This window comes from Bacillus sp. SJZ110, from assembly GCF_006715455.1.
Lineage (GTDB): Bacteria > Bacillota > Bacilli > Bacillales > Bacillaceae > Bacillus > Bacillus subtilis.
Genome location: NZ_VFNF01000002.1, coordinates 168275 through 193385 on the forward strand (window position 1 = coordinate 168275; position 25111 = coordinate 193385).

Here is a 25111-nt window from a genome sequence, read left to right on the forward strand (position 1 = left end):
TTTCTATTGCTTAAGCCGCCTGATCGGCCGCAGCGCTTTTCGCCTTCCTTGTCATAAGGCTGACTGCCATCATGACCGTGATATTCAAAAGCAGGGCGACGATGCCGACATTCAAGTCTTTTGCGGCTTGCGGCAGCGCCGGAAATAAAGTGCCGATGGTCGTTTCCGTCATTGTAATATAAGTAACTGCTCCAACACCTGCAATAATGCCGGCGAAGGCCCCCTGTTTTGTCACCATATTATGCTTGAGCAGGCTGAACAAAAGGGCGGGGAATAGCTGTGTGACAAGGCTGTAGCCCATCAAAAGCAGCGTAACGATGGTATTCCCGCCTTTGAAGGTAAAATAAACCGAAATCAGCGCAATCACCGGCACTAAAAACTTAGCAAGAGCCGATACCTGTTGTTCTGTCGTGCGGGGCGCAATTACCTTGTATACATTTTTTGCAAACAGCGTGGAGGCGGACATTAAGATCATAGACCCTGGCACAAGTGCTGTCAGCAGTCCGGCAGCACCGATAATTCCGACAAACCAAGGGTCAAATGCTTGCAGAGACAGTTTCAAAAGCGATAGATCCCCGTCTGCGCCTTTCAGATCTGGAACTTGCAGGATAGCCGCGAAGCCGACGAAAAGGACGAAGAGCAGGACCAGCTGGTACAAAGGCATGATGATGGCGTTTTTACGAAACACTTTTGGGTTTTCGGCTGAATACGAAGCGGAAAACGTGTGAGGCCACATGTAAAACCCGAGCGCTGTCAAGAGTACGGTTGAACTGAACCAGGCCACACTTTGTCCCGATTCGGGTAGCGTAAGAAAGCCAGGCTTTGCCGTTTCAATCTGCTGAAACATGTCTTGAAATCCGCCGTAGTAATGAATTGGCAAATACACACCTAAAAACAGAACGACAACCAGAATCATGATGTCCTTCACAACCGATATCCAGGCAGACCCGTGAATGCCTGAAACCATAACATAAACCGTGATGGAAACAGCGCCGATCCAGATGGCGGCGGTCGGGGTGATTTTGCCGTACGAGGTTTCCGATACAATCAGCCCGAGGCCTTTCAGCTGCAGTACAAGATAGGGAATGAGTGCGGCGATGCCGACCAGTGAAACGAGAATGCCAAGCAGCGGACTGTTGTATTTTTTTGTGAAAAAATCAGACTGCGACATCAGTTTATGCTGTTTCGCGTACGTCCAAACTGCTGGAAGAAGCCAGTAAGAAAGGATGTAGGCCAGACATCCGTAGGCGATGATATAAAAGGCTGGACCGCCTTTTCCGTAGGCCCAGCCGCTGCCGCCGAGAAACGTAAAAGTAGTATAAATTTCGCCTGCCATCAAAAGGAAGACGAAAACAGTTCCGAAGCCGCGCCCTCCGACCGTCCACTGCTCCAGGTTCATGTCTTTTCCTTTTTGGGCGCGTATACCGAGAAAAATACTCAAGAGCAGGACACCGAAAATGATGATGAGAGCTGCATTCATTCTGCTTCCTCCTTTTTATTTTCCTTGTCGAGGACATACACAATCGCCATCAGCGCAGAGGTCACAAGAGCCCACATCACAATATAGGCAAGAATAAACGGCATGCCGAACACATAGGGGGTCACCTTATTTGCAAAAGGGATGCCGAGTAAGATTCCGATAAAGGGCAAAGCGGCAAGAACGTGAATCAGTTTCATAGAATCCTCCTTCTATTTAGGATTGGGGTGTACAAGCCTAAGCGTACTGAAAATGATGTCGCAGATATGGCAGCACATGTCACTTTTTAGGGTGAAAGGCTGTGGTTCGAATTATAAATAAATTTATTTTGTTTGTATAGTGTGAATTGTCTGAAATTAATGCTTTGAATCGCCCGAAGAGGGAACGGGCAGTATGATTCAAAAGGCTCGGAGTCTGTCCGGGGCAAATAGATAGTATGTTAATAATTCGCTGACCTGCTCACGGATTCGCGGATTAAAATAGCGATGGTTTTCTTCATAACCGTCGATGACAAATGTATAGAGCGTAAAGGCTTCATCGCGTTCCGTCTCGCGGATTGCAATTTTTCTTTTCCTCAGTTCTTTTCTGACCTCCATCAAATCCTTTTGTGCTATTTTTAATGATTCGCCGATAAGCTGTTTATAAGGATGCTTCAATTTTAATGTGCTTTCTTCAATTCCGGCGAGATCACGGTTAAAAATCGTAATGGCCATGGGCAAAAAGAGAGCCCGTTCAATTAAATCGTATATTTCCTCCTGCAGATTTGGCATGTTGACTCCTTCTTTCTAAGGGAACGTTTGTTCTATTTGTATTCTATATCGGCTGGTGAAATGTTTCAAGACAGAAAAAATCACCAAAACTTTTTAGTTTTCTGCTGATAATGTGTAGAATAAGGATAGACAAACCCGGTAAGGAGTATAAATGTTGGAGCATTTTTTATCCTATTTGACACAAGAACATTTAACTGAATTATTTCAAAGCTATAGGGCTTTCGGTCCGCTCATAGCTGTGCTGCTGCCTTTAATTGAAGCATTTCTCCCGTTTTTGCCGCTGATCGTGTTTGTGGTGGCGAATACGAACTCGTTTGGCTTGTGGGAAGGATTCATCCTGTCTTGGGCGGGATCAACTGCTGGTTCCATTCTCGTATTTTTGATTGTCCGTCAATACGGACAGAGAAAATTGCTTGGATTTATCCGCAGTCATCCGTCTGTAAGAAAGCTGATGTTATGGGTGGAAAGACACGGCTTCGGTCCCATGTTTCTTCTGCTTTGTTTTCCATTTACACCGTCAGCCGCGGTGAATGTTGTTGCCGGTTTGTCAAGGATCGGAACGCGGCCGTTTATTTTGGCGGCAGCCTCGGGGAAGCTTGTCATGATTTTTATGATCAGCTTCATCGGATATGATCTGCACGCGCTGATTACACAGCCGATTCGAACGGTCATCGCCGTATTGGTGATCACTGTCTTATGGTATGTCGGCAAAAAGGTGGAGCGGTATCTGCATGTAAGAGCCAGTCAGCGTGAGCATGATGGAGGGAGACAGTAACATGAAAAAACGGTTTTGGTTTCTTGCCGGTGTAGTGTCCGTTGTTCTCGCCATTCAGGTTAAAAATGCTGTCTTTATTGATTACAAGGTAGAAGGCGTCAGTATGAACCCGACCTTCCAGGAAGGAAACGAATTGTTGGTCAATAAATTTTCGCATCGATTTAAAACCATCCATCGTTTTGACATCGTCCTTTTTAAAGGCCCTGATCATAAAGTGCTGATTAAACGGGTAATCGGCTTGCCCGGTGAAACGATCAAATATAAAGATGATCAGCTGTATGTGAACGGAAAGCAGGTTGCTGAGCCATTTTTGAAGCATTTGAAATCTGTTTCTGCCGGCAGCCATGTAACGGGTGATTTTTCTTTGAAAGATGTGACGGGAACAAGCAAGGTGCCGAAAGGAAAATATTTTGTCGTTGGAGATAATCGCATATACAGCTTCGACAGCCGGCATTTTGGTCCGATAAGAGAAAAAAATATTGTCGGTGTGATTTCTGATGCCGAATAAAAAGACGCTAATGGAAGAGGCGTCTTTTTGTATGCCGTTTGGAAAAATGTGTTGAAGAAAAATTTGTAAGGAGCTATAATCAAAATTGTTACTATCGTAACAAAATTTATATATTTTTTTGATTGGAGGGCCGTTTTTATTGGTTTTTGTTCGTTTTTCATGAAACAAAAGGAGTGGTGAATGATGAAATATGAAGCAGTGATTATAGGAGGAGGACCGGTTGGATTTATGCTGGCTTCTGAGCTTGCGATGGCCGGAGTGGGAACATGTGTGATTGAACGGCTTGAAAAACCTGTTCCGCATTCCAAGGCGTTGACGCTGCATCCCCGAACGCTGGAGCTCCTTGAGATGAGAGGGATTTTAGAGCGGTTCGTATCCAAGGGAAGCAAGATACCTTCCGGACATTTTTCAATGCTGGATACCCGTCTGGATTTTTCAGGCTTGGATACGAGCTGTCCTTACACGCTTTTGCTCCCGCAGTCCAAAACAGAAAAGCTGCTTGAAGATCATGCACGAAGGCTGGGAACAGAGGTGTTTCGGGGTGCAGAGGCGCTGTCGGTTACGCAAAACGGGGAAGCGGTCCAAACGATTTTTAAGGATCGGGACGGCAGTGTACGGACGATCACAAGCAAGTTTGCCGTTGGGGCAGATGGCGCCGGGAGTACCGTCCGGAAACAGGCAAAAATTGAGTTTCCGGGAACAGACAGCACTGTCACCGCTGCGCTTGGGGATGTGGTGCTCCTTTCTCCGCCGCCGTCAGGCGTGCTGTCCCTTTGCACAAAAGAGGGCGGTGTTATGATTGTTCCGTTATCTTCAGACCGATACCGTGTCGTTGTGATCAGTCCTTATCGCACACAAATGCCGAAAGATGTGCCTGTGACTGAGGAAGAGCTGAGAGCTGATCTCCTGCGAATTTGCGGAACTGACTTTGGTTTAACCGACCCTTCGTGGATGTCGCGGTTCGGGAATGCCGCGCGCCAAGCGAAACGGTATCGGGACGGCAGAATCTTTCTTGCGGGTGATGCCGCGCATATTCATTTTCCAGCGGGCGGGCAAGGGCTGAATGTCGGCCTTCAGGATGCAATGAACCTTGGGTGGAAACTGGCGGCGTCCATCAAAGGCTCTGCGCCTTCATGGCTTTTGGACAGCTACCATGACGAGCGGCACCCGGCAGCTGAAGGGCTCCTCAGAAACACGGAGGCACAGACAAAGCTGATCGATTTCACTCAAGCAGGCCTCCATTTGCGAAGCATGATGTCGGAGCTGCTGGCCTTCCCTGATGTGAATCGATATGTAGCAGGGCAAATTTCTGCACTCGATGTCAGATATGAAGCTGATCGTACCATGCCGCCGAATCGTTTGAATGGGGCAAGGCTCCCTGACATGAAGCTGATTCTTTCCGACGGCAATTCGGAACGGCTGTACAGCTTTCTCCAAAACGGGACATTCGTTTTGCTGTCATTGAGGCAGGAAGCTGATGATCATATCGAAGTGAAAGGCTTACGTACGGTAACCGCCTCGCTTGCAGAACCGAATGAAAAGTTGCGGGATGTGCATACCATATTGATTCGTCCCGATGGACATGTAGCCTGGGCGGTGGATGCATCAGCGCCCGATTGTTCCGAGGTGATTCAAAAAGGGATCAGCCGCTGGTTTTCCGTCACCAGCCGAGTATAATTCAATTCGATTGTTTCATCTGTAACAAAACGGTATGATAGAAGAAACAATCGAATGAAAAAGGATGGAAAACCCGATGAACACAGATCATACGAAACGCAATCTTTTTGAATTGTATGCGGAGCTCATTCATCAACAGGAGAAATGGGAGGGGCTTATTAAAGCCTTTTTATCTGACGAATTGAGGAAGCTGGATGTAGAGCACGGGAGTAAATCTCAATTGACGATGACAGAAATTCATGTTCTATCCTGTGTCGGGGACAATGAACCAATTAATGTCACGTCGATAGCAGAAAAAATGAATACGACAAAAGCGACTGTATCACGCATCAGCACAAAATTGCTCGGCGCAGGCTTCCTTCACAGAACACAGCTCAGCGATAATAAAAAGGAGGTCTACTTCCGATTGACGCCTGCTGGAAAAAAGCTGCACAGTTTGCACAAATATTATCATCAGAAGGCTGAACAGCGTTTTCTGTCATTTTTTGACCGCTATACCGAGGAAGAGATTCTTTTTGCGGAACGGCTGTTTCGGGATCTGGTGACAAAATGGTATCCGTCGTCAGAAGAAATTGAAGGGGGGCTTCCTAGCATTTTTAAATAAAAAAACACGCACTGCGGTGCGTGTTTTTCACGTTTCTTCTTTCTTTTTCAAGATTGTAACGTAAATCAGATTTCCTCCGACTAAAATCATAAGCGGCAGTCCAGGGGAGCCGGATGTCACCAAATTATAAATCAGCCAGATTCCTAAACATATTCCATAATATAAGTGCATTGCCTTCTCGGGATTGTCGCGCAGCAAACTTCCTTTAATAATCTTTTTCATCATATCGCCCCTATAAATTTTAGGATTTCCCTTTAGTTTACATGCATCTTCGGTTCATCTCAAAATTTGCTCTTTGGCTTTTGATGCTCTCAAAATATTTCGAGGGAATTTTAGAATTATTTTTTTACAGATATGTTTTCTGATAGCTCTGCCCACTTCTATCATCTACTATCTCCCTTGCTAAAACACTGTTTTCTCCATATAAACAAGGAAAGACCTTCTGTAGCAAGCCACCTATTTAGTCCTTTTATTTCCTCTTGGGAGGAATGTCTCACTTTCTATTTCGGCTAATACTCCCATAGAATCAACAAATGTAATACTTGTTTCATTTTCACGCATAAGAATTTTCGTACCCCCACTTAATAGACCCTGTCATTTCTCAGCTAAGTCTGTTGTTAACTTGCCAATATCTTCTGCAGAGATGCCGTACCATCCAACAATTCGTTATGAATCAACCTATTCTGAAATTGGTCAGAGATCTCTAGAATACCCAAGTAACTTGTGATTTTACTTTCTAATAATTGGAACCACTGATCTTTTTCACTCAATGTATCTTCTATATATATAAATTTGTACATGTATTTACCTCAATTCATTCATTTGTTTTATTTTTATTTGAAAAGTAAAAAGAGGACATTAAGTCCTCTTCTTACTTACGATATGTCTATTAGTATCTTTCATTTACACGTGTTTTTGATGCTTTGTTTTCAAATGAAATAGGGTCTTCTGTTTTAGTTCTCCTAATCTTTACAGAAATACCTACTAGAATGACCGCCATAGTTGTAAATATTCCCATGGTTAATAAGATCGTATCCTGATTTAAACTCCATCCAATTAAGAAAGAGATGATCGCTCCTCCGAAACTTGCCGAAGCAATAAATAAACTTGTAACTTCGTCAACGTACTTCTGAATAATGATTGATGCTAGTGTTAAAGCAATGGGAAATATGCCCGCTATACTTAGGCCAATCAAAAATGTACCGCCCAATTGAAGTATTGGGTTACTTATATAAGAGAAAGCAATCAACAAAACAATTAAACAACTACAGCTAAAAAGGAGGTATTTAGAAAAATCAAGCCTTCTACTTACGAAACCAATCAATATTCTTCCTATGATGATCCCTACCCAGAAAAAGGAGACACTTATAAGACTAATTTGTTCATTGTCTTGGTTTATCATGATTGAAGGTAAAAAGTTGGCAAAATTTGTTTCGATTCCAGCATATAGGAAAGCAAAAAATACAAAAAAGCCTAATTGCTTTGATTTTTTTCTATCTCCTATAAAGTATTGAAATGCTCCTCCGTCTGGAAAGGTCACTTGTTGGTTAGCATTCTTAGCGTACTTTCGGTTCTTGGACAAGAAAATTAACCACCCTACGAATAGGACGAATAAAAAGGTGAATATACAGTAATACGGTAAAAACCAGTTATTGATATCTATGAAGGAATTAATTAATAATGGGAAAGATAAAGCGCCTAATCCAAAGAGAACTTCCAGCTTACTCATTTTTTCTGCATTACTTTCGAAATTAGCAATAACAAATGAACCAACTGTCGTTTCTAATGTGCCTGCCCCATATCCTAAGAGAAAAGCCATTACAACAATATAATACCAATCCTTAGTTAGAAAAAAGATACTTAACGCTACAAGCATTATTGTCAAAGCTAAAGTAAGTGTCCTAAAATGACTGTATTTCTTAATCATTAACGGTGCGATTAATACTCCGCTTAGAAATCCGGTAAACTGAAAGAAGATTATGACCGAAATATCATCTGTTGTCTTGTTAAAAGCCTCTAATAGAAATGGTGTCAAACTCCCTGTTGATATATGGATAATACCTACTGTAAAAAAGAAAGCATATCCGAATAAATATGTCCCTCTTAACATTCATTACACCCCTATATGAAAAAGCAGGAAAGTAAATTCCTGCTTTTTTAGTAACTTCTCTCTTTGAAATACTAGTTGACTGCTGAAACAGACATTGGTTGAGAGTTGCTGTCTTTCTCAAAGAACATTTCTAACACTTCCTGAGATCTAAAACCATCACTAAAAGAAGGGATCTCAACCCAATCATTCTGAGTTGATGCAATCCAATTGATTAACTCGCTTCTAAAAGAATCAGCCCATCCATAAAACTCGTTTGGCGGATCGTTTAATAGGCTTTGCGGTACTGGGCAGTCTACCACGTTCAAGCCATCTATGAGCTTGTAAACGTGAGGATTACCTGTGTGGTATTTAAACTCTTTTTTGTGTCCAACTACCTCAATGCTAAAACCACAGTCTTCAGGTGCAGAACATTTTGATGTGATGATATTTACAAATACCTTGTTCTTCAGCTGGCCATAAATTTCTGCATAGTCATCTACTAGTACCTGTTTATCCTCTTTTGTTTTTACATTTGTGTTCATCTTTGCCCTTACTGATTCTGTGATGAAATCACTCTCAAACAAATACCATACCATGTCGATAAGGTGAATACCCAGATCCCCCAATGAACCACTCGTCTTCTTACTGTTAGCGTCATCTCTCCAAGTAAATTTCTTGCGTCTAAGTGCACTATTTTTCTTGAAGTGTACTTTTATGGACAGGATGTTACCTAGTTCATTATTGATAATTAAGCTTTTTAAGATATTTACGTAAGATAAATATCTATAATTAAATCCCATACTGGCTCTTACGCTCAACCTTTCAGCGGTATCTTTCATTATGCTTGCTTCTTCAAGAGAAATAGCCATAGGCTTTTCACACAATACATGCTTATGTTTTCCTAATGCTTGCAAAGCATGTTCTTTATGGCAAAAGTTTGGTGATGCTACAATTAAACCTTCTGAGGCATCAATTAGTTCATCTGCGTTTTCAAATGACTTCCCGCCGAAAGTTTTCACAAAGCTTTCTGCATTTTGTTGATTTATGTCATATACCCCTACTAACTCTGCATTTTTTATTGTAGATAAAGCAGTTGCATGCGCTCTTGCAATACCACCTGCACCTATGATGCCGATCTTCTTCATTTTAATTTCCTCCTCATGATCCAATTAATTTTTTTAAGGTATTAGTAATTCCTTTTGAGTACTCACTATCAGTTATAAGGTTGTGCAAGTTTTTGGCTTCCTGTGTTGCATTTTTTAGCAGATATCCATTCCCTACTGTCTGTAACATACGAACATCATTTCCACTATCCCCAAATGCGATAGCTCTTTCGGTATTTAGGTTGTATTTCTCTAACATAAACGTTACAATTTCATTCTTTCCTGTCCCTATGGGGATAAAATCTACATCATAGCTGTCTTCTGGATCGCCTGCTAAGGGATTACACCGATTTATATTTACTGAAACGCCATATTCCTCGCAGATTTTTTCAATTGCTAATAGGTTTTTCTTGTCGTTTATTTCATCTTGTTCCTGATAGTAGAAGTTATGCTTATACCGTGACTTTCCTAATTGAGTTTGAGGATTCAAAAGAATGTTATGATTTTCATGCAGCTGTTTCACAAGTTTTTCAACCTTTTCTTTACTAAACCCTTCATTTATGCGACTGTTCCACTTGTTATCTTGCTGACCGAAGTTATGCTCTGAAAAGTACGTAATTTCAGTTCCAAGATCACTAGCTATAAAATGCGGAAAATATCTAAATTTTCCTCGTCCCATTTTATCGATAATAGATTCTATACTGCTCCCTGTAACCCATCCGATTATTAGTTCCCCATCTTTACTTTTTTGTTCTAGATAGTCTTCGAGTTCATAAATGTCTTGTTGTTTTTGTTCGTCGATTGTATGCGGAAAATACGTTTCATCAAAATCACAAAAAACAATATACTGAGGATGTTCAACCGTGGATAACGTTTTATACTCCGATTTCTTGCTTAATAACATGAAACAGTCCCTCCATTACTCTGTCTTGTTCTTCTAAAGTAAATGACGGATATAAAGGCAAATGCAGTACCTGACTATGAGCCTTTTCCGTATGAACCAATGGGAGTCCTGCATACTTGTCCTGTACTAAAGGAGTTTTTTGCATATGAGACAGTATTGGATAATATACATCTGTTTGAACACCAAAATCTTCATTTAATTTAGTCATGATATCTGCTCTATCTTCTGTTCTCACCTTAATAGGAAACAGATGCCATACATGATCTTCACTTAATTCTGGTAATTCAATAAAGCCTTTATTCTGCAACTCTGCTAATTGGGTAATGTATCTATCCGCCAAGAACAGTCTTTTGAAGTTGTTTAATGAAAGGTACTTCATTCTCTCTAAACCAATTGCTGCCTGTAAATTGTCCATTTTTGAATTAAATCCAAAATTGATGACTTTCTTATTTTTTACATTTACTTCAAAACCATGATAACTAAATTGAATGCATTTTTTAGCGAGTTCTTCATTATCAGTTGCTATTGCCCCAGCCTTGCCACATACACCAAAATTCTTATAGGGATTAAAACTTAATGTAGTGATGTCTGCATACTTTCCTAAGTCTGTCAGTCCAATTCCTTGGCAGGCATCTTCAATTACTTTTAATTTATAACGATTTGCGATTTGACGGATATGCTGCATGTCTGAATGTTTTCCGTATAAATGCACAGGTAGAATAAACTTTGTATAAGAAGTTATTGCTTCTTCAATTTTGTCAGGATCGATGCAGAATGTTTGTGGGTTAATATCTACATAGATAGGAACGCCTCCCAAAGCTAACACAGCATTTTCAGTAGCTGAAAAGCTATTAGCCGGCATGATAACTTCATCCCCTGGGTTTAACCCTAAAGCCAATAAACCTATCATAATAGCATCGGTTCCACTGCTGGTTGCAATTACATACCTTTTATGTAAATATGTAGATAAAACTTTTTCGAATTGCTCTAAATAGGGACCACTCGTAAATTTTCCAGTTGGCAAAACTTCAGTTAATGTATTTAAGATATCTTCCACTTCATCATTGGTTATTAATCTGTCTACAGGCAAAAAAGGGACTTTACTGATTTCACGATTTTTTTGATAGTTGAAAAGATCATGTTCAATATCTATCTTTTCCTTTAATACTTGTTTCCACCGCTCGTTTACAATACTGTCTTCAATAACAAGTTCTTTTCCTTGTACGTCACCTTTTAAGTGTTTTAATAGTGACATGTTTTCTTTGCTTTTACCTGAAATCTTAACCTGTTTTTGCATGAACAGTACCTCCAATGATTTTATAATCTAAAAATTTATTACAAATTTATCCTAATTTCTGAAATCGGTAACATGTCAACAACTTTTTTAAGGAAGGGAAAATATGCCTACAATTGATGAAATAGCAAAATTATGCAATGTGTCTAAAACCACAGTGTCAAGAGTATTGAATAATCATCCGTATGTGTCGAAAGAAAAAAGAGATATGATCTTAAAGGCAATTAACGAACTTGACTACACTCCCAATTATTTAGCTCGGAATTTTAGGAGAAATAAGACACAAACGATAGCTTTATCGGTTCCGAGTATTGACCATCCATTTTTTGCTCAATTAATAAAAGGGGTCTCACATGAAGCACTGTTTAAGAATTACAAGGTAATTGTATTTCAGACCTTTTATGACAAACAGACAGAGCTAGAATTGTTAGAGTTATTGAAGCATAAAGAAGTGGATGGTATTATTCTTGGAACTTTAGAAAATGAATGGGATCAGATATCCCCTTTCTTAAAGTATGGTCCTATCTTATTATGTAATGAATATCATCACTCAGCGGACATAACGATAATTGGGTATGATGAATTTGAAGCTACATACATGGGGGTAGTACATTTAATTGAAAGAGGGCATAAAAAAATTGGGTTTTGTTTTGATACTCCATATAGCGAAGCTCAATGTCAGAGGAAAGAGGGTTATTTGAAAGCTTTACAAGATTACGATTTACATCATAGAAGCGAATGGATATTCGGCGAAATGTTTAATATCGAGGATGGCTTTCGTGTTTTTCATAAGATAAAGGATCTAAAGGACAGACCCTCAGCAATATTTACAGGAAATGATCAAGTCGCCGCAGGGATTATTAAACAGGCGATGAAAAATGGCTTTAAAGTTCCAGAAGACTTAGCTGTAATTGGTTTTGACAACCAATTGATTTGCCAAGTCGTTACTCCGACCATAACAACAATTGATATCCCCGTAATAGAATTAGGTCAACAGGCTGTGTTGAAAATCATCGAGTCCATTTCGGGTAATGCCACTTTAAACAGAAGAATTATTAAACTGCCAACAAAGCTTATTATAAGAGAATCAACGTAACGATAGATTTCCCTTTATCATTTTATATCTTTATATAAGAAAAAGAGGTTATTCATTTTAACCTCTTTTTCAATCGTAAGTCGTCAATTATTTCTTTCATTTCACCCTCTGGCAGCACTCACTTCAAACCTGATCCATTAACAACGAAATATCCGCTTATATTTCCTCATCTCGATGGTTTGCGAATTAAAAGTTCTTGAACCCTTTTTTCAACTAGGCACTACTGCCGCTGATTGAGCTCTTTTTGTCTTTTTTTTCACCATGAAGATGGTGAAGCAGGCGATAAAACGGCGGCAGCAGGGCAATAACCAGAATGACGCGAATGACCTGAACCGCAACGACAAAGGTGGAATCAGCATGTAAGGTAACTGACGTCGTCGCCATCTCTGCAATCCCGCCGGGCGCAAATGCCAGTACAGAAGTGATGAGCGAAATTCCTGTCAGCTCAGAAACGATCACGGCGCTCAAAAACATTGCTGCGATTAAACCGACGGAAGAGACAAACCCGACGATGATAATACGGGTGACGCCGGCAAACATGCTTTTGTACATCTTAGAGCCGATCGTTGCCCCGAGAAATACTTGTGATACATGGTTAGCTTGTGACGGCCACCATGCCATCATGTCGTGCCCTGTCACCGCAGCTCCGCCAACATGTACAATTGCTACACCGAGCATGCTGCCGAGCAGCCATGGAGCTGGAAATTTTAAAAATTTCGCAGCTTTGCAAGCTCCCCAGGCAGCGAGAATAAGAATGACGGTCCACAAAACGGGAGCGAGCCTAAAATCTGTCGTTGCAGAAGAAATTGTCTCTGCTGCGGCACTTGCGGTACGATCTTGTTTTGTATAGATCAGAATGACTAAAAACGGAATGGAAAGCACCACGAGCAGCACACGCATCATTTGAACGAGGCTGACTATAGCGGTATTGGCGCCTACTTCCTGTGCGATGCTCGGCATGGCGGAAAGTCCGCCGGGAGCGGTGCCGACAAAGCTAGTCATCATATCCGTTTTGCTGAAACGCCAAAGCACATATCCTGACAGCATGGCCAGCAGGATAGACAATATCAGCATAACGCCGACTGAAAACCAATGGTCTTTGAGAACAGAGAGAACGGATAAATTCAGCTTTTGGCCCAATTCGATGCCGAGGATCATCTGCCCGAGGGCGAGCCATCGTCGGTTAATTCCTTTTTGGTCTGGTGCCATCATCAGCCATGCCGGCCGTATCATGGCGAGGCAGCAGGCGACAATCAGTGTTCCGATCATCCATCCAATTGATATTCCGGTTAATGAAAGAATAAACCCCCCGGCTGCACTGATTGCGATAAACCATAGATCTTTGAGGAGATTTTCGTCTTTCTTCAATGTAAAACCCTTCTTCCTTTTTCACGTAACACTCCAATTGTTCACGTAGTGAATGTATTTATTACTATAGTATATTTTTGTTGATAAAGAAATTATGAATTATTTTCTATAAGCGATTCACTTTTCTTATGACCTTGTGTTCGAGCTTTTCTATTGTGTAAGTCAGAGATAAACCCGCTGTCAGCAGACACACGGCAAGAGCGTAAAAAATCACTTCTCCGCCAAATGATGTCAGGATCAGCCCGCCTGCCAGCGGTCCGATTGAGCGGGATATATCCCAATGCAGACCATAGACAGCATAAAACCGGCCCAGCAAATGAGGCGGCGCCAATTTCGATATGAAGGTCTGGATGTGGGTTAGCCCGATGCTTTCGCCAACCGTCATTACCGCTGCCGTCACTAAAAGCATTGTCAGGGAGGTTGAGCATGCAAAACCGGCAGCCGCAAGGGAGTAGCAAATATAAGTAATGAAAAGGATTGTTTTCATTGAAAGCTTTTCGGTCCCTTTGACAAGAGGTACTTGAAGAACACAGCTGAATAAAGCTTTTGCTGCTGAATAGATGGTCAGCATGGACAGATAATCAGAAAACATGTTTTTGCTGAACAGCCTGTATGTTGTTTCTGATTGTGCATATAACATGCTGATGGGGAGAGAAAGCACCAAAAGAAGCAGGACAGGCCTGTATATCGTAAAGCTCGCGGACATTTTCGGGGTAACAGCTGGGTGTAGCGGCTTTGTCTCAGGCAGTTTCAGTGCAGCGATCAGAAAGTAGATAAACAATGCCGCAGCATCTAATGCGAATATCCACACGGGGTTATGATTGTACAGCAGCATCCCCACTAGCGGTCCTGCCGTCAGACCCGCTGAATAGATCGCATTGATGACCGCAAACACTTCCGAACGTCTGCTTTCCGGCGTGCTTTCAGCGATTTGGGCGCGGGAAGCGGGAATGTACAACGATCTTCCGATGCCATTCATGACATAGAGAATAGCGAAAACATACGCATGCTCAGCAAATATAAACCCTGTCATTGCCGCTGATTGAAGAAGCAATGCGGTCAAAATCGCTGTGCGCCGCCCAATCCGGTCCGCCGCCTTTCCTGCAGCGAGCGTCAGGAAAATATCAGCAAATGGCTGAAGGCTGATGATCAGCATTGGCATCATGATACTGCCGTTTAATTGTTCATGCAGATACAGCACCATAAAAGGTCCCATCATTGCACCTGTCAGGCTTGTCAGCAATTCGCCGAAAAAGCGGAGCCGAACGGGAGCGGTATATCTCGATTTTATAGAGTGAAAACTGGTCAACATGTGATCGCCGCCTTTCGCTGTTTGATATAGTAGTAGTGTATAGAAGGGGCGGCGGCCCAAAAAGTGAAGAAAAGAAGAGGTAAAAGTTCCCCTTTTGTCGGGAGGTGCGGGGATTGAAGCTGATAGAGCACTACGTGGCGCTTGTAAAAACAGGCTGCGCCGAGTATGGACAAATGAACGAAATGACGCTCACTGAGATTGCCGACTGTTTATTTTGTACAGAAAGAAATGCAAAGCTCATTTTACATAAGCTGGAGAACAGCAATTGGATTATCCGGGAAAGCGGGGCGGGGCGCGGCCGCAAATCTAAAATCGCGTTTCTTCGGAGGCCTGAGGAACTGCTTCTTCAAACTGCAAAGGAATATACCATGTCAGGAAAGCTTAAAAAGGCAAAGGAGCTGCTTCAGCAGTATCAGTCCGCGTTTCCGGGGCTTCAAAACGAATATAACATGTGGCTTTCAGAGGTATTCGGATTTGTGACGGAGACAGGCGAGAATGGGGCGAAGGATGTTCTGCGGCTGTTCATTACGCCCGAATCTGTCAGCAGTTTGGATCCATGCCACATATTTTTGCGGTCTGAGGGCCATTTCGTCAAACAGATATTTGATACACTCTTCACGTTTGATTCGGATATGCAGGAGCCAAAGCCTCATTTGGTTCATGGATGGGAAGAGGCCGGAAAAAAACAATGGAGATTTTTTCTTCGAAAAGGTGTGTCATTTCATAATGGACAGCCGCTGACATCGCGGGACGTTGCGTTTACGTTTCAGCGCTTTTTGGAACTGGGTGACAACCCGTATAAATGGCTTCTGCACGGAGTGAAACAAGTCTTAGAAAAGGGCCCTTATTGTGTGGCGCTCATACTCGATAGGCCGAATGCGCTTTTGCCGTATGCTCTTTGTGATGAACGGCTGTCCATACTGCCGGCAGAACAGGGCGGCGGGAAAAATGGAACAGGGCCTTTTCAGGTGAATCAGCAACACAGCGGGATGCTTGTGCTTGAAGCCAATGAGCGCTACTTCAAGGGACGCCCCTATTTGGATCGCGTTGAGTTTGTGTTTTCTGAGCAAGCCGGAGAGATGAACGGTTTTACCATTCAAGAAAAACAAACAAGTCCTGAGCAGCAAACTGTCTTTGATGAGCGGCATGTTCAGTATTTGTCGCTTAATCTGAAAAAGAAGGGGCCTCTTCAGCACCGAAGCTTTAGAAAAGCGCTCCGGCTGCTGATTTCCTCTGAACGGCTCGTTCGTGAAGCGGGAGGGCACCGAAGAATCCCGGTTACGTCCTTTTTGCATCCGAGTTCTTTTGAGTGGGAGGGCGTTTCGCCATCTGAATTGTTGAAGAAAAGCGGATACGAGGGCGAAACAATCGTGCTTTATACCTTTTCGGAAACGGATCATCGTGAGGACGCCGAATGGATTCAAAATATTTGCGCCCAGCACGGTATCAGGCTTACACTTCAATTCTGTGATGCTGCTGATCTGCGACGGCCGGAAACCGTGCAGATGGCGGATATCATTCATGACAGTGCGACGTTTTATCAAGACAGCGAGTTTGGTTTTCTGCATTTGCTGCTGTCGGAGAACAGTTTCTTGTATCAGCATCTATCTGAAAAGCTGACACAGATTTGCTCAGGAATGACAGAGCGGATGTTTTCCATGCCTGATCGCTGTTCGAGAATCAACATCCTGCGTGACATTGACCGGCAGATGATACAGGAGCTGAACGCGATCCCGCTGTATCAAAATGTGCTCCAGGTGACATCAAGTAAAAATGTAAAAGGCCTGGTGCTTGATGAAGAGGGATGGATTGATTTGTACTCCGTATGGCTGTCCAAATAAAAAGAGGGTTCTATTTTGAACCCTCTTTTTTACGCTGCCATGCTGCGGCATTGTTCAGCACAGGTGAAGCAGGCTTTCGCACATGCTTGGCAATGATCATGATCGTGCTTTCCGCATTCAGTGCCGCATGCTTCACAAATATCGGCGCAAAGTGCACAAATTTCTTTCATAAACGGGCTGTCCGTTTGCATGGCTTTGACCGCCAGCGCGCAAATATCCGCGCATTCCCTGTCAAGCCGGATGCATCCGCTGAGATGATGCTGCACGCTTTCTTCCAAGCATTTAGTGAAACAATGATTGCAAGCTTTCATGCAATCGATGCAAGCCTCAATACAAGCTTCAGAATATTGCTCCATGGTTGATTCCCCCTGTATGACAGTATATGGTTTTATGTTTCCCGGCTGCATTTGAAAAAAACAGGGGAGTGTGTTTTTAGCTAAGGGGATATGTACATATACCCTGAATGGGTATATCTAACGTTCCATCAGATAGTATAGGAACCAGACAGCGTGATTTTGTTCATCACGTGCTGCGCGCGTAAAGACGCCTTTCGCTTTTAAGTTTGACGTTTCCTCGGCCGCACGCAAGTAAAAGTCGACGGTTTCTTGTTCATCTTTAAAAGCGGCGTCCAGTCCTCTTGTGAAATTGTCCGGGCATTCTTCCGTTTGTTTCGGCATGATGTGTTTGCCGGTAATTGAACCATACAGTGTGGAAAATTCACGGAGGTGGCGAATCTCGTCACGCCTGATTTCTTCAATCTGTTTTCTGACCTCATCGCTGTGGGCGAGTTCGGCAAGCTTGCGGTAGCATTGAATGGCACTGAATTCTCCGTTGATGGCCTTCTGCAAATTCCGAATCAAAACAGGATCTTCCCTGTATGGCACCGGATAGGGATAGTAGCTGTAATGCAAGGGGATTCAACTCCATTCTTAGGAATTGGGCTTCTGTAAAAGTATATGTTGGGCAGGGAGAGATGTGCGGAGATAATCAGCTTTTTATATGTGAAAAGGCCGTTTTTACCAATAGATCAGATTGGTCATTTTCGTCAACATTCGATAAAATATATAGAGATAAAAAGAGAGGGGTCTTCTAATTTGGGAGCAGAGTTTTTAGTAGGCAGGTCCGGGAGTGGAAAAACGAAGCTGATCATCGACAGCATTCAGGATGAATTGCGCCGGGCTCCATTCGGGAAGCCGATCATTTTTCTAGTCCCGGATCAAATGACGTTTTTAATGGAATACGAGCTTGCTAAAACGCCAGATATGGGCGGGATGATACGCGCTCAAGTGTTCAGTTTTTCACGATTGGCCTGGCGCATCCTCCAGCATACGGGAGGAATGAGCAGGCCGTTTCTGACGAGCACCGGCGTACAAATGCTCCTGCGGAAGCTCATTGAGGAGCATAAACAGGAGTTCAAAGTCTATCAAAAAGCGAGTGACAAAAGCGGGTTTACCGCACAGGTTGAGCGGATGCTGACAGAGTTTAAGCGCTATTGTCTGGAACCGGAGGATATCCGCCGGATGGCGGAAAGCGGAACGGCTTCTGAGTATCGCGGAGAACGAGTTTTATCTGAAAAGCTCCATGACTTATCAATTCTGTATCAGCAAATGGAAAAAAGCCTCGCAGATCAATATCTTCACTCTGAGGATTATTTGACATTGCTGGCAGAGCATATCCCGCTTGCGGAAGATATAAAAGGCGCCCATATCTATGTGGATGGCTTTTATCAGTTTACCCCGCAGGAATTCAGGGTGTTGGAGCAGCTTATGGTTCATGCGGAGCATATCACGTTTTCGCTCACAGCGGACAAGCCGTCATATGAGCGGGAGCCGCATGAACTGGAATTGTTCAGAATGACGGGGAAAACCTATTACCGCCTGTATCAGAAGGCGAAGGAACTGAATTTGGACATTACGTATAAAGAGCTGAGCGGGACTGAGCGGCATACAAAGACGCCGGAATTGGCGCATCTAGAGGCACAGTATGAAGCGCGTCCGGCCGTTCCATACGCAGAAAAACAAGAAGCCCTTACTGTGATGCAGGCCGCAAACAGACGGGCTGAGCTGGAAGGCATTGCCCGGGAAATTCACGCCCTAGTCAGAGAGAAGGGATATCGCTATAAGGATGTAGCCATTCTTGCGCGCCAGCCGGAAGACTACAAGGATATGGTGAAGGAAGTTTTCGCAGATTACGAGATTCCTTATTTCATTGACGGAAAAGCATCTATGCTGAACCATCCGTTAATTGAATTTATCCGGTCAAGCCTTGATGTTCTGAAAGGGAATTGGCGTTATGAAGCGGTGTTTCGCTGCGTGAAAACCGAACTGCTATTCCCGCTCAATGAACCGAAGGCCAAAGTGAGAGAACAGGTCGATCAGCTCGAAAATTACTGTATCGCCTATGGTATTAAAGGCGACCGCTGGACAAAGGGCGATCGTTTCCAATACAGGCGTTTTGTGTCATTGGATGATGATTTTGCGCAGACTGATCAGGAAATCGAAATGGAAAACATGTTGAATGACACCCGCGATTGGATTGTTCCGCCGCTTTTTCAGCTTCAAAAACGCATGAAAAAAGCGAAGACGGTTCAAGAGAAGGCGGAGGCGCTCTATCGTTATTTAGAAGAGACGGATGTGCCGCTGAAGCTGGATCAGGAAAGGCAGCGTGCTGAGGATGGCGGCAGAATCATTGAAGCGCAGCAGCATCAGCAGGCGTGGGACGCAGTCATTCAGCTGCTTGAGGAGTTTGTTGAAATGATGGGAGATGATGAGATTTCTCTTGATTTGTTTCAGCAAATGATAGAAGCCGGCGCGGAGTCGCTTACATTTTCTCTAATTCCGCCTGCGCTTGACCAGGTGTTTGTCGGCAATATGGATTTGTCCAGAATGTATGGCACCTCCTGCACCTTTGTGCTCGGGGCAAACGACGGCGTTCTGCCGGCACGCCCTGATGAAAACGGGGTCCTGTCGGATGATGACCGGGAATGGCTGAAAACGATTGGGGTTGAGCTATCCTCAGGCGGACGGGAGCGTTTGCTTGATGAGCATTTCCTCATCTACATGGCGTTTTCAAGTCCGTCTGACCGGCTTTACGTATCGTATCCGATTGCTGATGCGGAAGGAAAAACGCTTTTGCCGTCGATGATCGTTAAGCGGCTGGAAGAACTGTTTCCGCATCATAAGGAGCGCCTGTTAACAAATGAACCTGAACAGGTCAGCGATGAGGAACAGCTGATGTATGTCGTGAATAAAAGCGTGGCACAGTCCTTTACCGCGAGCCAGCTCAGGTTATGGACCCGGGAATACGACATCAGCGACGTCTGGTGGAGCACGTACAATGTGCTGATGAGTGAGCCGGACAGGCTGCAATCGAAAAAGCTGTTCTCAAGCCTGTTTTTCCGGAATGAAGTGAAGCAGCTTGAACGCAGCGTGTCGAGACAGCTCTATGGTGAACGCATTCAGGGCAGTGTATCGAGAATGGAAACCTTTAACGCATGCCCGTTTTCCCATTTTGCGTCACACGGGCTGCATTTGAAGGAACGGCAATTCTTCAAGCTTGAAGCACCGGATATCGGCCAGCTGTTTCATTCCAGCTTAAAGCTGATTTCTGACAGGCTGCGTGAGCAAAAGCTGGATTGGCGCGATTTAACGAAGGAGCAGTGCGAGCTGTTTTCCTATGATGCGGTAGAACGGCTGGCACCGAAACTGCAAAAGGAAATTCTGCTCAGCTCAAACCGGCATTATTATGTGAAGGAAAAACTGCAAAAAATTGTGACACGTGTGTCCGGCATTTTAAGCGTGCATGCGAAAGCGAGCGGATTCGTACCGATCGGGCTTGAACTGGGCTTTGGAGGAAAAGGGCCGCTTCCGCCGCTGACCTTTCAACTGAAAAACGGCTGTACGATGGAACTCGTCGGGCGAATTGACCGTGTTGATAAGGCTGAAAGCTCAAAAGGCCTGCTCCTCAGGATTGTCGATTATAAATCAAGCGACAAAGGCCTTGACTTAGCGGAAGTATATTACGGATTGGCACTGCAAATGCTGACGTACCTTGATTTATCGATTACACATTCAGCTGACTGGCTCGGGATGAGGGCGACGCCTGCCGGAGTGCTGTATTTCCATATTCATGACCCGATGATTCAATCTAATCTCCCGCTTGGGCTTGACGAGATTGAACAGGAGATCTTTAAGAAATTTAAAATGAAGGGCTTGCTCCTCGGTGATCAGGAAGTGGTTCGCCTCATGGATACAACCCTTCAAGAGGGACGTTCAAATATCATAAACGCCGGCTTGAAAAAAGACGGATCTCTTAGATCAGACTCGGCCGCAGTCGGTGAAAAGGAATTTGATCTTTTGACAAAGCATGTGCGCCGCACCTTCCAGGAAGCGGGCGAACAAATCACCGACGGACGCGTATCCATTGAGCCGTACAAAATGAAGAACAAGACGCCGTGCACATACTGTGCGTTCAAATCAGTATGCCAATTTGATGAATCACTGGAAGAAAACGAGTATCGCCCATTAAAGGCTGAAAAGGACAAGACGATACTTGAGTGGATAAAAAAGGAGGCGGATGGCAATGAACATTCCTAAACCGGTAGACAGCACATGGACAGATGACCAATGGAATGCCATTGTTTCAACCGGCCAGGATATTCTTGTGGCAGCGGCTGCGGGCTCTGGTAAAACTGCTGTGCTCGTTGAACGAATGATTCGGAAAATCACCGCGGAGGAAAACCCAATAGATGTAGACCGTCTTCTCGTTGTGACATTTACAAACGCCTCAGCGGCAGAGATGAAGCACCGAATCGCAGAAGCCTTGGAAAAAGAGCTTGTACAGCGCCCCGGCTCGCTGCATATCAGACGCCAGCTGTCTCTTTTAAACCGGGCCAGCATTTCGACGCTTCATTCCTTTTGCCTGCAAGTGCTGAAGAAATATTACTACTTGATCGATCTTGATCCGGGCTTTCGGATAGCTGATCAGACGGAAGGCGAGCTGCTCGGTGATGAAGTGCTTGACGAGCTGTTTGAAGACGAATATGCAAAGGGTGAAAAGGCATTTTTTGAGCTTGTTGACCGCTATACGACAGACCGGCACGATCTGGATCTGCAATTTCTCGTTAAACAGGTGTACGAGTATTCCCGATCCCATCCCAACCCGGAGGCGTGGCTGGAAAGTTTTGTTCATTTGTATGATGTATCAGAAAAGAGCGCCATCGAGGAGCTGCCGTTTTATCAATATGTCAAAGAAGATATTGCAATGGTGCTTAACGGGGCGAAGGAAAAGCTCTTGCGCGCGCTTGAGCTGACGAAAGCGCCGGGCGGCCCGGCGCCGCGTGCTGACAATTTTCTTGATGATCTTGCGCAGATTGATGAACTGATTCAGCATCAGGACGATTTCAGTGAACTATATAAGCGGGTGCCCGCCGTCTCTTTTAAGCGTGCCAAAGCAGTAAAAGGGGATGAGTTCGATCCAGCGCTCCTTGATGAGGCGACAGATTTGAGAAACGGTGCAAAAAAACTGCTTGAAAAGCTCAAAAACGACTACTTCACGCGAAGTCCTGAACAGCACTTGAAAAGCCTAGCCGAGATGAAGCCTGTCATTGAAACGCTCGTACAGCTTGTCATCAGCTATGGAAAACGATTCGAAGCTGCGAAACAGGAAAAATCAATCATTGATTTTTCTGATTTGGAGCATTACTGTTTAGCGATTTTGACAGCTGAGAATGACAAAGGTGAACGTGGGCCGAGCGAGGCTGCGAGGTTTTATCAGGAACAGTTTTATGAGGTGCTCGTTGACGAATATCAGGATACCAACCTCGTGCAGGAATCGATTCTGCAGCTCGTCACAAGCGGGCCGGAGGAGACTGGTAACCTGTTTATGGTAGGAGATGTCAAACAGTCGATTTATCGATTCAGGCTTGCCGAGCCGCTTCTTTTCCTCTCTAAATACAAACGGTTTACAGAGAGCGGAGAAGGCACGGGGCGGAAAATCGATTTAAATAAAAATTTCCGAAGCCGGGCTGATATTTTAGACAGCACAAACTTTTTATTTAAACAGCTGATGGGCGGCAAAATCGGTGAGGTCGATTATGACGAGCAGGCTGAGCTGAAGCTTGGTGCAGCGTATCCGGACAATGACGAGACGGAAACAGAGCTGCTGCTGATCGACAACGCAGAAGATACGGATGCAAGCGAGGAAGCAGAAGAGCTTGAAACGGTGCAGTTTGAGGCAAAAGCCATCGCTAAGGAAATTCGTAAGCTGATTTCATCGCCGTTTAAGGTGTATGACGGAAAAAAGAAAACACATCGCAATATTCAATACCGAGATATCGTGATTTTGCTCCGTTCGATGCCGTGGGCTCCGCAAATCATGGAGGAGCTGAGAGCACAGGGCATACCGGTTTACGCCAATTTAACGTCAGGCTATTTCGAAGCGGTCGAAGTCGCCGTCGCGCTTTCTGTGCTGAAGGTAATCGATAATCCGTATCAGGATATACCGCTTGCCTCTGTGCTGCGCTCACCGATTGTCGGAGCAGATGAAAACGAGCTGTCTTTGATCCGGCTTGAAAATAAAAAAGCGCCGTACTATGAGGCGATGAAAGACTACCTGGCTGCTGGTGACCGGAACGATGAGCTTTATCAAAAGTTAAATACGTTTTACGGACATCTGCAAAAATGGCGCGCGTTTTCGAAAAACCACTCAGTATCTGAGCTGATTTGGGAAGTGTACCGCGACACCAAATATATGGATTATGTCGGCGGCATGCCGGGCGGAAAACAGCGCCAGGCCAATTTGCGTGTTCTTTATGACAGGGCGCGTCAATATGAATCAACGGCATTTCGCGGCTTGTTCCGTTTCCTGCGGTTTATCGAACGCATGCAGGAGCGGGGCGATGATCTTGGTACGGCGAGAGCGCTCAGCGAGCAGGAGGATGTTGTCCGCTTAATGACGATCCACAGCAGCAAAGGGCTCGAATTTCCAGTCGTGTTTGCAGCAGGTCTCGGCCGGAATTTCAACATGATGGATTTAAATAAATCGTACCTGCTGGATAAGGAGCTCGGATTTGGCACGAAGTATATTCATCCGCAATTACGCATCAGCTATCCGACACTTCCGCTCATTGCGATGAAGAAAAAAATGCGCAGGGAGCTGCTGTCAGAGGAATTGCGTGTGCTCTATGTTGCATTAACGAGAGCGAAGGAAAAGCTGTTTCTGATTGGCTCATGTAAGGATCATCAGAAACAGCTTGCAAAATGGCAGGCATCCGCGTCCCAAACTGATTGGCTTCTGCCGGAATTTGACCGCTATCAGGCGAAAACGTATCTAGATTTCATCGGCCCGGCTCTTGCCAGGCACAGAGACTTGGGGGATTTGGCTGGTGTGCCAGCACACGCTGACATCTCAGGCCACCCGGCTCGTTTTGCCGTTCAAATGATCCATTCCTATGATTTGCTTGATGATGATCTGGAAGAAAGAATGGAAGAAAAAAGCGAGCGCCTAGAAGCGATCCGCCGAGGTGAACCAGTTCCTGGCTCGTTTGCGTTTGATGAAAAAGCCCGCGAGCAGCTGAGCTGGACATACCCGCATCACGAGGTGACGCAAATTCGGACAAAGCAATCGGTTTCTGAGATCAAAAGAAAAAGAGAGTACGAGGATGAATACAGCGGCAGGGCCCCTGTAAAACCGGCTGATGGAAGCATTCTGTACAGACGTCCCGCTTTTATGATGAAAAAAGGCCTGACAGCGGCAGAGAAAGGGACTGCCATGCATACGGTTATGCAGCATATCCCGCTGTCACATGTGCCGTCGATAGAAGAAGCTGAGCAGACGGTTCACAGGCTTTATGAAAAAGAGCTTCTCTCTGAAGAACAAAAAGACGCTATTGATATAGAAGAAATCGTGCAATTTTTCCATACAGAAATCGGCGGACAGCTGATCGGTGCTAAGTGGAAGGACCGGGAAATACCATTCAGCTTAGCGCTTCCGGCCAAGGAGATCTATCCTGATGCACAGGAGGCAGATGAGCCGCTTTTAGTGCAGGGTATCATTGACTGTCTCTATGAAACTGAGGACGGATTATATCTATTGGATTATAAGTCGGACCGGATTGAGGGCAAATTCCAGCATGGATTTGAAGGAGCGGCCCCGATCTTGAAGAAACGATATGAAACGCAAATTCAGCTGTACACGAAGGCAGTGGAGCAAATTGCAAAAACAAAGGTAAAGGGATGTGCGCTTTATTTCTTTGACGGAGGGCACATTCTGACATTATAGCGAGATCCATAAG

Annotated in this window: 20 protein-coding genes; 8 read left to right on the top strand and 12 right to left on the bottom strand. The window is 44.3% G+C overall.

Features of this window, described 5'->3' with window-relative positions; all coding sequences use genetic code 11:
• Positions 1-10 precede the first annotated feature (10 nt).
• The 3 genes from FB592_RS06390 to FB592_RS06400 all read right to left on the bottom strand — a co-directional run bounded on the left by FB592_RS06390 (position 11) and on the right by FB592_RS06400 (position 2247).
• Positions 11-1480 (bottom strand): sodium:solute symporter family protein, encoded by a 1470-nt coding sequence (locus FB592_RS06390; protein ID WP_070548774.1) that lies wholly within the window; start codon positions 1478-1480, stop codon positions 11-13.
• Complete coding sequence (locus FB592_RS06395) at positions 1477-1677, bottom strand: DUF3311 domain-containing protein (protein WP_103803927.1); 201 nt, start codon at positions 1675-1677, stop codon at positions 1477-1479. Before FB592_RS06395 ends, FB592_RS06390 begins: the two co-directional genes overlap by 4 nt.
• A gap of 198 nt (positions 1678-1875) precedes the next feature.
• Complete coding sequence (locus FB592_RS06400; RefSeq protein ID WP_064671203.1) at positions 1876-2247, bottom strand: YhjD family protein; 372 nt, start codon at positions 2245-2247, stop codon at positions 1876-1878.
• Positions 2248-2398: 151 nt separating this feature from the next.
• On the opposite strand from FB592_RS06400, the gene FB592_RS06405 reads away from it, so the two are divergent.
• The 4 genes from FB592_RS06405 (at position 2399) to FB592_RS06420 (ending at position 5811) form a co-directional block, all read left to right on the top strand.
• Complete coding sequence (locus FB592_RS06405; protein ID WP_010886465.1) at positions 2399-3022, top strand: TVP38/TMEM64 family protein; 624 nt, start codon at positions 2399-2401, stop codon at positions 3020-3022.
• A gap of 1 nt (position 3023) precedes the next feature.
• On the top strand, positions 3024-3530 hold the full coding sequence (gene lepB / locus FB592_RS06410) for a signal peptidase I (protein ID WP_003233128.1): 507 nt from the start codon (positions 3024-3026) through the stop codon (positions 3528-3530).
• Positions 3531-3710: 180 nt separating this feature from the next.
• On the top strand, positions 3711-5207 hold the full coding sequence (locus tag FB592_RS06415) for a monooxygenase (RefSeq protein ID WP_141949381.1): 1497 nt from the start codon (positions 3711-3713) through the stop codon (positions 5205-5207).
• 76 nt (positions 5208-5283) lie between these two features.
• The gene (locus tag FB592_RS06420) at positions 5284-5811 is read left to right on the top strand and encodes a MarR family transcriptional regulator (RefSeq protein WP_003245853.1); all 528 of its coding nucleotides are present in this window, start codon (positions 5284-5286) and stop codon (positions 5809-5811) included.
• Positions 5812-5838: 27 nt separating this feature from the next.
• Here FB592_RS06420 and FB592_RS06425 read toward each other — a convergent pair whose 3' ends face one another.
• The 5 genes from FB592_RS06425 to ntdA form a co-directional block, all read right to left on the bottom strand.
• Complete coding sequence (locus FB592_RS06425) at positions 5839-6036, bottom strand: hypothetical protein (protein ID WP_014479377.1); 198 nt, start codon at positions 6034-6036, stop codon at positions 5839-5841.
• Between the two features lie 664 nt (positions 6037-6700).
• Positions 6701-7921: a glucose/mannose transporter GlcP gene (gene glcP / locus FB592_RS06430; RefSeq protein WP_141949382.1), complete on the bottom strand. Its 1221-nt coding sequence runs from the start codon at positions 7919-7921 to the stop codon at positions 6701-6703.
• A gap of 71 nt (positions 7922-7992) precedes the next feature.
• Positions 7993-9045 (bottom strand): glucose-6-phosphate 3-dehydrogenase NdtC, encoded by a 1053-nt coding sequence (ntdC, locus tag FB592_RS06435; RefSeq protein WP_141949383.1) that lies wholly within the window; start codon positions 9043-9045, stop codon positions 7993-7995.
• A gap of 13 nt (positions 9046-9058) precedes the next feature.
• Positions 9059-9907, bottom strand: coding sequence for a kanosamine-6-phosphate phosphatase (gene ntdB / locus FB592_RS06440; RefSeq protein WP_029317578.1), 849 nt, complete (start codon positions 9905-9907; stop codon positions 9059-9061).
• Positions 9879-11204, bottom strand: coding sequence for a 3-dehydro-glucose-6-phosphate--glutamate transaminase (gene ntdA, locus FB592_RS06445; RefSeq protein ID WP_128740187.1), 1326 nt, complete (start codon positions 11202-11204; stop codon positions 9879-9881). The genes ntdB and ntdA overlap by 29 nt, the downstream gene beginning before the upstream one ends.
• Positions 11205-11307: 103 nt before the next feature.
• Here ntdA and ntdR point away from each other — a divergent pair, with 103 nt between their 5' ends.
• Positions 11308-12297 (top strand): NTD biosynthesis operon transcriptional regulator NtdR, encoded by a 990-nt coding sequence (ntdR, locus tag FB592_RS06450; RefSeq protein WP_014479382.1) that lies wholly within the window; start codon positions 11308-11310, stop codon positions 12295-12297.
• A 213-nt stretch (positions 12298-12510) separates the two neighbouring features.
• Here the strand turns inward: ntdR and FB592_RS06455 are convergent, their stop codons facing one another.
• Both FB592_RS06455 and FB592_RS06460 read right to left on the bottom strand, forming a co-directional pair.
• A complete protein-coding gene (locus FB592_RS06455; RefSeq protein ID WP_038829166.1) occupies positions 12511-13665 on the bottom strand; it encodes an AbrB family transcriptional regulator in 1155 nt (384 codons plus the stop codon).
• A 106-nt stretch (positions 13666-13771) separates the two neighbouring features.
• Positions 13772-14977, bottom strand: coding sequence for an MDR family MFS transporter (locus FB592_RS06460; protein ID WP_141949384.1), 1206 nt, complete (start codon positions 14975-14977; stop codon positions 13772-13774).
• A gap of 113 nt (positions 14978-15090) precedes the next feature.
• Between FB592_RS06460 and FB592_RS06465 the strand changes: the two genes are divergently transcribed.
• Entirely contained in the window at positions 15091-16818 is a 1728-nt protein-coding gene (locus tag FB592_RS06465) for an SgrR family transcriptional regulator (RefSeq protein ID WP_141949385.1), read from the top strand.
• 29 nt (positions 16819-16847) lie between these two features.
• Here FB592_RS06465 and FB592_RS06470 read toward each other — a convergent pair whose 3' ends face one another.
• Together FB592_RS06470 and FB592_RS06475 are read right to left on the bottom strand one after the other, a co-directional pair.
• Positions 16848-17174: a four-helix bundle copper-binding protein gene (locus FB592_RS06470; protein WP_009966950.1), complete on the bottom strand. Its 327-nt coding sequence runs from the start codon at positions 17172-17174 to the stop codon at positions 16848-16850.
• Positions 17175-17291: 117 nt separating this feature from the next.
• On the bottom strand, positions 17292-17729 hold the full coding sequence (locus FB592_RS06475) for a ferritin family protein (protein WP_003245806.1): 438 nt from the start codon (positions 17727-17729) through the stop codon (positions 17292-17294).
• Positions 17730-17912: 183 nt separating this feature from the next.
• Between FB592_RS06475 and addB the strand changes: the two genes are divergently transcribed.
• Together addB and addA are read left to right on the top strand one after the other, a co-directional pair.
• On the top strand, positions 17913-21413 hold the full coding sequence (addB, locus tag FB592_RS06480) for a helicase-exonuclease AddAB subunit AddB (RefSeq protein ID WP_141949386.1): 3501 nt from the start codon (positions 17913-17915) through the stop codon (positions 21411-21413).
• Positions 21400-25098 carry a helicase-exonuclease AddAB subunit AddA gene (addA, locus tag FB592_RS06485; RefSeq protein ID WP_141949387.1) on the top strand — a complete coding sequence of 1233 codons (3699 nt, stop codon included), beginning with the start codon at positions 21400-21402 and terminating at the stop codon, positions 25096-25098. The genes addB and addA overlap by 14 nt, the downstream gene beginning before the upstream one ends.
• The last annotated feature ends 13 nt before the right edge of the window (positions 25099-25111 follow it).